General features: G+C 38.1%; 9 protein-coding genes and 1 pseudogene. 6 read left to right on the forward strand and 4 right to left on the reverse strand.

Annotated elements, in window-relative coordinates; all coding sequences use genetic code 11:
• Positions 1-190 precede the first annotated feature (190 nt).
• The 3 genes from FTT74_RS13505 to FTT74_RS13515 all read left to right on the forward strand — a co-directional run bounded on the left by FTT74_RS13505 (position 191) and on the right by FTT74_RS13515 (position 1,724).
• Positions 191-493: a type II toxin-antitoxin system RelE/ParE family toxin gene (locus tag FTT74_RS13505; RefSeq protein ID WP_154320144.1), complete on the forward strand. Its 303-nt coding sequence runs from the start codon at positions 191-193 to the stop codon at positions 491-493.
• A complete protein-coding gene (locus tag FTT74_RS13510; RefSeq protein WP_000985610.1) occupies positions 494-775 on the forward strand; it encodes an addiction module antidote protein in 282 nt (93 codons plus the stop codon).
• Positions 776-905: 130 nt separating this feature from the next.
• Complete coding sequence (locus FTT74_RS13515) at positions 906-1,724, forward strand: AraC family transcriptional regulator (RefSeq protein WP_179989168.1); 819 nt, start codon at positions 906-908, stop codon at positions 1,722-1,724.
• Positions 1,725-1,751: 27 nt separating this feature from the next.
• On the opposite strand, the gene FTT74_RS13520 is transcribed toward FTT74_RS13515, so the two are convergent.
• A complete protein-coding gene (locus FTT74_RS13520) occupies positions 1,752-2,348 on the reverse strand; it encodes a LysE family translocator (protein WP_074163998.1) in 597 nt (198 codons plus the stop codon).
• 426 nt (positions 2,349-2,774) lie between these two features.
• On the opposite strand from FTT74_RS13520, the gene FTT74_RS13525 reads away from it, so the two are divergent.
• The 3 genes from FTT74_RS13525 (at position 2,775) to FTT74_RS13535 (ending at position 8,667) form a co-directional block, all read left to right on the forward strand.
• Complete coding sequence (locus tag FTT74_RS13525) at positions 2,775-3,938, forward strand: efflux RND transporter periplasmic adaptor subunit (protein WP_032073150.1); 1,164 nt, start codon at positions 2,775-2,777, stop codon at positions 3,936-3,938.
• Complete coding sequence (locus FTT74_RS13530) at positions 3,935-7,039, forward strand: multidrug efflux RND transporter permease subunit (RefSeq protein WP_270915313.1); 3,105 nt, start codon at positions 3,935-3,937, stop codon at positions 7,037-7,039. The genes FTT74_RS13525 and FTT74_RS13530 overlap by 4 nt, the downstream gene beginning before the upstream one ends.
• Positions 7,040-7,152: 113 nt before the next feature.
• Positions 7,153-8,667: an MFS transporter gene (locus tag FTT74_RS13535; protein WP_032073148.1), complete on the forward strand. Its 1,515-nt coding sequence runs from the start codon at positions 7,153-7,155 to the stop codon at positions 8,665-8,667.
• Positions 8,668-8,770: 103 nt separating this feature from the next.
• Here FTT74_RS13535 and adeS read toward each other — a convergent pair whose 3' ends face one another.
• The 3 genes and pseudogenes from adeS to FTT74_RS13550 all read right to left on the reverse strand — a co-directional run.
• The gene (gene adeS, locus FTT74_RS13540; RefSeq protein WP_032073131.1) at positions 8,771-9,877 is read right to left on the reverse strand and encodes a two-component sensor histidine kinase AdeS; all 1,107 of its coding nucleotides are present in this window, start codon (positions 9,875-9,877) and stop codon (positions 8,771-8,773) included.
• Positions 9,867-10,595 carry an efflux system response regulator transcription factor AdeR gene (gene adeR, locus FTT74_RS13545; protein ID WP_032073130.1) on the reverse strand — a complete coding sequence of 243 codons (729 nt, stop codon included), beginning with the start codon at positions 10,593-10,595 and terminating at the stop codon, positions 9,867-9,869. The genes adeS and adeR overlap by 11 nt, the downstream gene beginning before the upstream one ends.
• 245 nt (positions 10,596-10,840) lie before the next feature.
• Positions 10,841-10,922: pseudogene (locus FTT74_RS13550) on the reverse strand (IS1 family transposase); the annotation flags it as partial.

Below are 10,922 nucleotides of genomic sequence, written 5' to 3' on the forward strand. Positions count from 1 at the left end.
TTCTTTATCCGACATAGACACCAACATATCAAACCGTCCGCTAACGAAATTGCAAAAGTGCATATTCTAAAAGCGGACATTTTTACTTTGGAGAAACCGGACATTTCTATTTTGGAGTTACATCTGTTGTAGCCCCATACATTCAAGTTTATTTCTTGCATGAATGTATCCTATAGGATACATTACTCTTATGTACTCAATATATACCACTGAAGTCTTTGATGACTGGTTTACTAAGTTAAAAGACCTGCAGGCAAAAAGACGTATACAAGTCCGAATTGATCGGGTTGAAGATGGAAACTTTGGAGATACTGAACCAGTAGGTGAAGGTGTTTCTGAATTACGTTTCTTCTTTGGACCTGGCTACAGGATCTATTACTGTAAGCAAGGGCAAAGGGTCGTTATTCTTTTAGCAGGCGGAGACAAGTCTACGCAAAGTAAAGATATAAAACTTGCCCTACAATTAGCACAAGATTTAGAGGAGGAGCTGTAAATGGCTATCAAACTTCGCAAATGGGACAGTGCTGAACATCTTAAAACAGAAGAAGATATGCAAGCTTACCTACAAGCCTGTATCGATGAATCTAATGGTGATGCGGCATTCATTGCAAAAGCTTTAGGTAATATTGCTAAAGCTAAAGGAATGGCTCAATTATCAAGAGACACTGGTTTAGGTCGAGAAAGTCTTTATAAAGCACTTTCTGGCGATGTAAATCCAAGCTTTGATACTGTTATTAAAGTCGTAAAAGCACTGAATTTACGCTTAGCAATTTAAAAAAAACTAGTAAAAAAGGGAGCTTTAAGCTCCATTTTTCATTTCAACTTCGTATAACGTGTATTATGTTAATTTTAGGAAAAGTGAAAAATAATCTACAATAGAATCTACGAAAAATTGGCCATCAATTATGCCTGATTTCTCCAGTGGAAATAATTGGATTGTGAGATCCCCCACTCAAAATCATAAATTAGAAAGAATTGAAGCATTTCTTTCCAATTATGCTTATAAACCTCACCGACATGATACTTATGCTATTGGCAGGACTCTTTCCGGAGTTCAAAACTTTCATTACAAAGGTACATTGCAACATAGCTTGCCAGGCATGACTATGGTTCTACACCCGGATGAAAAGCATGATGGTGAATCAGGAACATTAGATGGCTATCGCTATAGAATGATTTACATCGAACCAGCGATGATCCAAACCATTTTAAAGGGTAAACCTTTGCCTTTTATCAGACATGGCTTAAGTAATGATATTCGCCTGTTTAGGGCAATGGATAGCTTTCTAAATAATATAAATAATTATATGGATACCCTAGAAGAGGAAGATGCTCTATTTGATTTGGCAACTACACAGTGTGAAATTTCAGATACTTCATCTAACCAAAACAAAAAATTTGACTACAAGGCAGCAGAGAGAGCGCGTGAGTGTATTTTGGCGTATCCACATGAAAACTTAAGTTTGTCAGATTTAGAGAAACATGCTGATCGTGACCGCTGGAGCCTTTCTCGTGATTTCCGATTATTATTTGGAACTAGCCCACACCGTTATATGATCATGCGTCGCTTAGAAACAGTTAAGTTCTACCTTGCTCAAGGGGAGTCTATTGTTAATGCTGCTTTAAATGCAGGCTTTTTTGATCAGAGTCATATGACCAGACATTTTATAAAAACATTTGGTTTAACTCCCACTCAATGGAAAATGATAAATATTAAAAGATAGCCGTTCGATTTGAACGGCTAATTTGTCCTACAGCAGATTTATTCCATTAAGAAAATCTTTGAACATAAAAAGCCCTGATAAAATCAAGAGTATACCCATCAGCTTATTTAGCCGATTAAACCAGATAGGATTAGCAATTTTGTTGCCTAATACTTTTCCAACCAGAGCATAGGTGAATGGTGCGCCAACAGCACCAAGTGAAATCAGTAAAGAAACTATCAAGATCATGATTCCTGTGATTTTGGCTGCAGGGTACATAATTGTCGTAACAGGTAGAATGACGAGAATGGCTTTTGGATTTAATAACTGAATAAATAAGCCATTTAAGAATGTTAGATGGCTTTCTTGCTGTTGAGTTGTTTCTACATTCGCCCTAATCATTTTTATAGCCAAGTAGAATGTATAAATTGCACCCGCTAAAGCAATATAATGAATCAATCCATGTGGAATAACAGCTTCACCTATATAGCCAAACAATACGAATAAGATCAACATGGCGAAACCAATGCCTAGGTAAAATCCTATAGTCTTTTTTAATTGACCTGTAAGGCCAGAATTTAGCCCCATAAAATTTACAGGGCCTGGGCTATACATAACGCTTAATGTATAAAGAAATATTTCCACAGAGTTCACTCAATTAGATAGCAATAAACATCAAAGAGAGAACGGTATCGAGTTATAGGCCTTAAAGATTGTACGTTTGTGCTGAACTAATTAAAAATTTCTATTTAACTTATGTTCACCTAAAGTTCACTTCATAAGTGTATAAAGAAACTATGTATTGTATTTTCAATTGCTTATATAAATATTAGTCTTGGTTTAGAATTTTAAAGTTCATGAACTATGAGAAAAAACTAAGATACGATCAAAATTGTAGAACAACAAAATTATTTATACTAATTTACAAGCCACGCTGTTTAAGCGTGTCATTAAAAAATAAATCTTTTAATCTCTCCACACAATCTCCACACAATCTCCACACAACATCAGCAATTCATAAACACTGCTATTTCAAAATAGTAGTATCTAAAACCCCCCCTCTGAAAAAGCATGTCAACACATTATCATTTAATAGGTTCAATACTTATTACAACTGTACTTTTAATCGGCTGTACACAAGCCAAAGATGCTGAACAGTCCCCAACAGAAATGCCACCAGCGGTTGTCAGTACCATCACGGTATTACCGCATTCCATGAATTTAATTGAAAATCTTCCAGGCCGTGTTGTCGCTTACCGTATTGCTGAAATTCGCCCGCAAGTAGGTGGAATTGTTGATAAAGTACTTTTTAAGCAAGGCTCTTATGTGCAAGCAGGTCAACCGCTTTTTAAATTGAATTCTGAAATATTTCAGGCAGATGTAAAAAGCAATCAAGCCACTTTAAACCGTGCACAAGCTGAGGTGACACGTTTGCAGGTGCTGTTAAAACGCTACACTGAATTAGTAAAAGTAAATGCGGTTAGTCAGCAGGAATACAACAATACCGAAGCAGATTATCAAAAAGCAAAAGCCGATGTGGCGCAAATGCAAGCCATGTTAAGCAGACAACAACTTAATCTTAAATATGCGACTGTTACAGCCCCTATCTCGGGAACGATTGGTGAAATCTTAGTGACTGAGGGTGCATTAGTTGGTCAAGGTGATACTAATGCAATGGCCGTAATACAACAGATTAATAAAGTCTATGTTGATGTAAAGCAATCAATTAGTGATTATGAAAAACTACAGGAAGCTTTACAGCAAGGTGACGTGTCAAATACCAAACATACGGTTGAAATCCTAAATAGTCAGGGTAAACCTTATAACGTTACAGGTGAAATCCTATTTTCGGATACTAAAGTTGATCCTGATACGGGTGATGTCACAATCCGTATTTTAGCCAATAATGAAAATCAAAAACTTTTGCCAGGCATGTATGTTCGAGTCAATATGAGCCGAGCTCAAGTTGAAAATGCGCTCCTAGTTCCAGAACAAGCGATTCAACATGATATTAGTGGTAAAGCCAATGTTACGATTGTTAATCAAAAAGGTTTAGCGCAAAGCAAGCCTGTTCAGCTTGGTCAACGTTATCAAAATAACTATGTGATCAAACAAGGGTTACAAGCAGGTGAGAAAGTCATTGTTGAAGGGGCTGATCGTATACAGCCTGAGCAAAAATTAAAAATTAAGCAGTGGCAACCTACAAATATTAAGGAAAATGGAGGACAGCAATAATGTCCCAATTTTTCATTAGGCGTCCTATTTTTGCATGGGTGATTGCTTTATTTATTATTCTGTTGGGTGTACTAAGCATCCCCAAGTTACCTATTGCACGATTCCCAAGTGTTGCGCCACCACAGATTAGTATTACGGCAATCTATCCAGGTGCTACGCCAAAAACATTGAATGATAGTGTTGTGACCTTGATTGAGCGGGAAATGTCAGGTGTCAAAAACTTACTTTATTACAGTTCAAGTTCAGATAGTTCTGGAACAGCAACAATCACCGCAACATTTAAACCAGGTACAGATGTAGAACTTGCACAAATTGATGTGCAAAACAAAATTAAAGCCATTGAGTCACGCTTACCTCAAACAGTGCGACAACAAGGGCTGATGGTCGATGCTGCGTCGTCTGGTTTTTTAATGATGGTGGGCTTAAGTTCACCGAATGGCAAATATAGTGAAATTGATGTCAGTGACTATATGACTCGCTATGTGATTGAAGAATTAAAGCGGGTTGACGGTGTTGGTAAAGTCCAAAATTTTGGTGCTGAAAAAGCCATGCGGATTTGGGTCGATCCAGATCGTTTGGTTTCTTATGGATTGAGTATTCAAGATGTGAATACAGCCATCCAAAACCAAAACTTGCCGATATCACCAGGTCGTATTGGTGATGTTCCTGCTTTGACGGGGCAACAAATTACTATTCCTTTAACTGCTCAAGGTCAATTAGAAACTGTAGAGCAATTCAAGAAAATTAGTTTACGTGCTCAACAAAATGGCGCCAATGTTCGACTGTCGGATGTCGCTCGTGTCGAAATCGGGGCACAGATGTATAACTTTGCGATTTTAGAAAATGGCAAAGCCTCTACAGCTGTGGCGATACAAATGAGTCCTGGTGCCAACGCTGTCAAGACTGCAGAAGGTGTTAAAGCGAAAATTGAACAGTTAGGTTCAGCACTGCCTGATGGTATGAAATTCTCTATACCTTACGACACTGCACCTTTTGTAAAAATCTCGATTGAAAAAGTAATCATGACATTGCTTGAAGCTATGGCATTAGTTTTTATTGTCATGTTTATCTTTTTACACAATGTTCGATACACCTTAATTCCGGCGATTGTTGCACCGATTGCATTGCTTGGCACATTCTCAGTCATGCTGCTTGCTGGTTTTTCGATTAATGTGCTGACCATGTTCGGTATGGTGCTTGCGATCGGGATTATTGTCGATGATGCGATTGTGGTCATTGAGAATGTTGAACGCATTATGGCGACAGAAGGCTTATCTCCAGTTGAAGCCACATCTAAAGCCATGAAGGAAATTACCAATCCGATTATTGGCATCACCTTAGTGTTAGCCGCTGTATTCTTGCCGATGGCATTGGCGTCAGGCTCAGTGGGGATTATCTATCGTCAGTTCACCATTACCATGTCGGTTTCAATTTTATTCTCAGCTTTCCTTGCACTGACATTAACCCCTGCGTTATGTGCAACGATGTTAAAACCGATTGATCAAGACCATCAGAAAAAGGGTGTTTTTGCATCGTTTGATCGCAGTTTTGAGAAGCTGAACAATCGCTATGAACGCAGTTTATTTAAAGTAATTAAACATAAAACCCTCGCAATGTTATGTTTCTTAGGCATTGTCATTGTGCTGATTTTTAGTTTTAAACACGTTCCGACTGCGTTTATGCCAGAAGAAGATCAGGGGTGGTTTATGACTTCGATTCAACTTCCTGCGGATGCAACTCAAGAACGTACCCGTAAAGTCGTTGCTGAGTTTCAAAATTATTTAGACCAAGAAACGGGGATTAAAGACAATATGGCGGTCTTAGGTTTTGGTTTTAGTGGATCTGGTCAGAATACAGCGATGTATTTTACCAATCTATTGCCATTCGAAGAGCGTACTATTACGGCACAAGAAGTCGTGAATAATGCCAATATAGCGATGGCTGAAAGTTCAGAAGGTCAAACCATGTCTGTGTTACCACCAGCAATTGATGAATTGGGTAACTCATCTGGTTTTTCACTGAGATTATTAGATCGTGGCAATATTGGCATGCCTGCTTTAAGAGAAGCACAAGATCAGCTTTTAGCATTAGCAGCACAAAGTAAAATCGTGGCGGAGGTCTATCCTGAAGGTTTGCCAGATGGCAGTTCTGTACAGCTTAAAATTGATAGAGATAAATTGCAGGCATTAGGTGTTAATTTCAGTGATGTGACCGATATTATTTCAACCTCAATGGGTTCGATGTATATCAATGATTTTCCAAATCATGACCGTATGCAGCAAGTCATTGTGCAACTTGATGCCAAATCACGCATGAGTATTGAAGATATTCTTCAGATTAAGGTGAACAGTCAAAGCGGTAAATTGGTTTCAATGTCTGAAATAATTACTCCAATTTGGCAACATTCCCCACAACAATACAATCGTTACAACGGTCGTCCATCATTGAGTATTTCTGGCAGTCCAGCAGCAGGTATATCTTCAGGACAAGCCATGACTGAGATGGAAAATTTGATTGAACAACTTCCGAAAGGTGTGGGTTATGAGTGGACTGGGATTTCTCTAGAAGAAAAACAGTCGGAATCACAAACCTTGTTTTTATTACTGTTGTCGATGTTAGTCGTTTTCCTTGTCTTGGCAGCGCTTTATGAAAGCTGGTCAATTCCATTCTCTGTGATGCTAGTTGTCCCTCTAGGGTTGATTGGCGCCTTTTTAGCAGTAATGTTACGTGGTATGCCAAATGATATTTTCTTTAAGGTCGGCATGATCACGATTATTGGTCTATCTGCAAAGAATGCTATTTTGATTGTTGAGTTTGCAAAAGCACTAAGAGAAGAAGGAATGGGTTTAGTGGAGGCAACCGTTGCAGCCGCTAAATTGCGCTTACGTCCAATCCTAATGACATCTTTGGCATTTACCTGTGGCGTTATTCCTTTAGTCATTGCCAGTGGCGCTAGTTCTGAAACTCAAAAAGCGATTGGTACAGGCGTCTTTGGCGGCATGATCAGCGCAACAATTCTAGCTGTTATTTTTGTACCGATTTTCTTTATTGTCGTCATGAGCATGGTTGAGAAATTCTCGAAACGTAAAGCGGCACATTAAGCATCAAAACTGAGAATAAAAGCTGTGGGTTAACGAGTTTAGCCCACAACAAATCTTTCATTTACATCTTTATTTCAGAATTGATTTAATAAACCATCAATATAGGTTTAATCATGAAAGCTACCAATCTTGATCCGAAACGCTGGTGGATATTGCTCGCTGTCGTGCTTGCATTTCTGCCGATTGTGATTGATATGACTGTACTGCATGTTGCGGTTCCCTCATTAACCCAATCGCTGAGTGCCACAAGTAACCAAGTCTTATGGATTATTGATATTTATCCATTACTTATGGCTGGACTTTTAGTTCCGATGGGAACTTTGGCTGATCGTGTCGGCAATCGTAAGATTCTGCTGATTGGCTTGGTTATATTTGGAATTGCCTCAGTCCTTGCGGCATTTTCCCAAACGGCTTCTATGCTGATTGCCGCACGTGCTTTATTAGCATTAGGCGGTGCCATGATTATGCCCTGTGTATTGGGTATTATTCGCAGAACCTTCGAAGACAGTCGCGAACGTGCCATTGCGCTGGGTATTTGGGGCACAATCGGATCAGCCGGTGCCGCCATTGGACCGCTCATTGGTGGGGGATTGTTAGAATATTTCTGGTGGGGTTCAGTTTTCCTGATTAACGTCCCAATCATGCTGGTTGTCGCACCAATGTGCTATTTCTTATTGTCCCGAAAAGAAGCTATAACCCCTGGACATTGGGCATTTGGTCAAGCGCTATTGCTGATTGTCGGTTTGATTTCGTTTGTATATGCACTAAAAGCAGGCTTAGGCGGTAAACAGTCGTTGTTGATTGTCTTGCCTTTGGTCGTTTTATCTATCGGCTTATTAACCATATTTGTACGCAAACAGCTGAATTCTCCTCAGCCGATGCTAGATCTTTCGCTATTTTCACGTCCTGCTATTTTAGCCGGCATTATTATGGCAATGGTTGCTGCAGGCGCTTTGGCAGGGGTTGAGTTAACTTTGGCAATGGAGCTGCAATATGTCATTCGTTTAACACCGCTGCAAGCCGGTCTTTTTATGGTTCCGATTATGGTTGCGGCCGCTATTGGCGGGCCTATTGCTGGTTTTTTATCCAATAAATTTGGACTCCGTCTGGTTGCGACCATGTCATTAATATTGGCAGCAATTGCGTTGGTCAGTTTGAGTTATTCAGATTTTCATCATCCGGGAATCATCGTTCCCTTTATTTTAGCTTCGATTGGATTAACACTGAGTATTGGTTTAACAGCTTCATCCATTGCGATCATGGGCTCAGTACCTGCAGAAAAGGGCGGTGCGGCAGGTTCACTTGAAAGTACAGGTTATGAACTGGGTACAGGACTAGGTATTACTTTATTTGGTGTTTTCATGGCCTATATATTTGGCAGTCATCTTCAAGTGCCGTCAGATTTAACTGCTGTTTTAGCAGAAAAAGCCAGACTTTCGATTGGTGATACCTATTTAGTGGCGAGCCAGTTACCCGTTGAACAAGGTACAGCATTGATTAACGCAGGTAAAATTGCCTTCAGTTCAGCTCATGTTAATTTATTATTAACAGCAGGGATTATCATCGGGATACTCTCCATTGTGGTATTTTTTATGCTAGCTAAATATCGAGATGAGAATTCATTGTGATGAAATTTATTTGAGGATCATCAAACAGAATGGTTAAGTTCAGACATCAATTTATCTTAAATTTATGGTTTAAATTAAGCCGTATTAATCTGAACTTAACACATTATAAATGAGTTGATGTCTTACGATTTAGTTGAATAGTAAAACAGCTGCCACCTAAGTTTTTGGATTTAGAATAATAAATATGACCTTGGTGTGCTTCAATAATTGCATCAATCACTGCCAAGCCTAATCCAGTACCGCCATCTAGACATGATCTAGAGTCTTCCAGTCGATAGAAGGGTTTGAACAGGTGTTTAAGATGCGATTCATCAATACCAGGACCTTCATCTTCAAACGTCAATACCCAATGTTCTGCTGTGGTTACAGATGTAATATTTATTTTTCCAGCATTCGAATATCTTAGAAAGTTAGAGAACAATGCAATAAAGACCTGTTCCATCCTTCTTATATCAACGCAAACCAATTTATCCGTCAAATTTAAAACAATAGTTAAACCTTTAACATGAAACCGTTCATTAAACATCTGCAGACATTTTTCAATACTATTTTTTAAATTGGTCTTTTCTAGTTCTAATCGTAATTGTTTATTTTCAATAAGTGTCAGTGTCCGTAAATCTTCCACAAGGTAAGATAAGCCTTCGACTTGGTTCAATAAGCTTAGGTGTAAAGCTTTATCGGCAATAAATATACCATCGACAATACCTTGCAAGCGACCTTGTAATATTGTCACAGGTGTTCGTAATTCATGTGCAATTGCAGCATTCCAAACAGTTGAATTCTTAACTGATACTTCAAGTTGGTTTGCCATTTCATTGAAGTTCTCAATAAGAGACTTGATTTCATGTGGAATATCATGATGTGGCTGTTTAATTCTGAGTGCTAAATTGCCTTGTTGAATTTGTTGAATAACATCTGCTAAATCACTAATTGGCTGTGTATAGCGTTTTCCATATTTAAAGGCGAGGATAGTAGAAAGAAAAAAGCCTGTTAATAGCACTAAAAACAGCCAGATAAAGTCAACGGAGGTAACTGAAAATTCATTTGAATTAATAACTTGTGTATTTAGAAAACCTATTTTTATCGCCCAGCTATAAACAAAATAGCCAATCATGAAAGATAACAGCGTAATGCCTAAATTGAATAGGCTCATCATGATAATAAACTGGAAGTTAATTCCAACAGAATTTTTAAAAAAGTTAAATTTCATGATTTTGATCTAAGCGATACCCCACGCCACGGACATTGATTAATAAGCCATTTACATCATTTTCTTCAAGTTTTTTGCGTAATTTGCTGATATGGCTATCTACAGTGCGATCTAAAGCATCACTTTCAGGCATACAGTTTTGGATCAATTCATTACGTGTAAAGACTTTATTCGGTGTTTTTGCCATCAAAAACAGTATCTTATACTCAGTTAACGTAAGGTTGAGCAACTGATTTCTTTGACCATTTGAAATGTAAACTTGATGATGATCTGGATTAATTTCAATATTTCTATAACGAATAATATTAGTTATTTCCATATTTTGGCTTGTACTTCGTCTAAGTACGGCTTGTATTCGTGCAATCACTTCGTTTGGGTTAAATGGCTTAATAATAAAGTCATCAGCACCCATTTTTAGCCCCATGATCTTATTCACTTGATCATCTAAGGCAGTCAGCATAATGACAGGTAAATGACTTGTTTGACGGATGATTTGTAGAATTTCCCAGCCATTTAGTTTGGGTAATTTAATATCAAGGAGAATCAGGTCGATAGAGTTGGCTTTTAGGCACTCTAAAGCTTGTTGTCCATCCAATGCACGGATGACCTGCATGTTTTCATTTTTTATGTATTTTTCAAGAATGTCACCAATATCATAATCATCTTCTACAACGAGAATGACGCTGTTTTCGAAGCTGTGCTGTAGATTTGGATACATATATTTTATCTTAGATGAAGTAGCTATGCATTTTAACATTTAATTGTGTAATGGAGATGATTAGACGAGCAGTCATTTATATTTGTAATTGAGGGGTGACATATAATAAAATTCGTTGCATATCAGTATTAATGAACAAAATGTCAATTATCATTCATTTAACATAATGGCTGTTATACGAAACAGAGATGTAACTCCAAAATAAAAATGTCCGGTTTCTCCGAGGTAAAATATGACTTTTGAACAAAAATAAGCCATTGTTTATTCTTTTTATTTCCAACAAAATTCCAGAACTCATCTACTTCGAGAGATTCATAATGACTTTGC

The sequence above is a fragment of the Acinetobacter sp. YH01007 genome (genome assembly GCF_013420425.1).
GTDB lineage: Bacteria > Pseudomonadota > Gammaproteobacteria > Pseudomonadales > Moraxellaceae > Acinetobacter > Acinetobacter towneri.

Coding starts and splice junctions, on each gene's coding strand:
- FTT74_RS13505 (WP_154320144.1), top strand. CDS start 191: ATGTACTCAATATATACCACTGAAGTCTTTGATGACTGGTTTACTAAG.
- FTT74_RS13510 (WP_000985610.1), top strand. CDS start 494: ATGGCTATCAAACTTCGCAAATGGGACAGTGCTGAACATCTTAAAACA.
- FTT74_RS13515 (WP_179989168.1), top strand. CDS start 906: ATGCCTGATTTCTCCAGTGGAAATAATTGGATTGTGAGATCCCCCACT.
- FTT74_RS13525 (WP_032073150.1), top strand. CDS start 2,775: ATGTCAACACATTATCATTTAATAGGTTCAATACTTATTACAACTGTA.
- FTT74_RS13535 (WP_032073148.1), top strand. CDS start 7,153: ATGAAAGCTACCAATCTTGATCCGAAACGCTGGTGGATATTGCTCGCT.
- adeS (WP_032073131.1), bottom strand. CDS start 9,877: ATGAAATTTAACTTTTTTAAAAATTCTGTTGGAATTAACTTCCAGTTT.
- adeR (WP_032073130.1), bottom strand. CDS start 10,595: ATGTATCCAAATCTACAGCACAGCTTCGAAAACAGCGTCATTCTCGTT.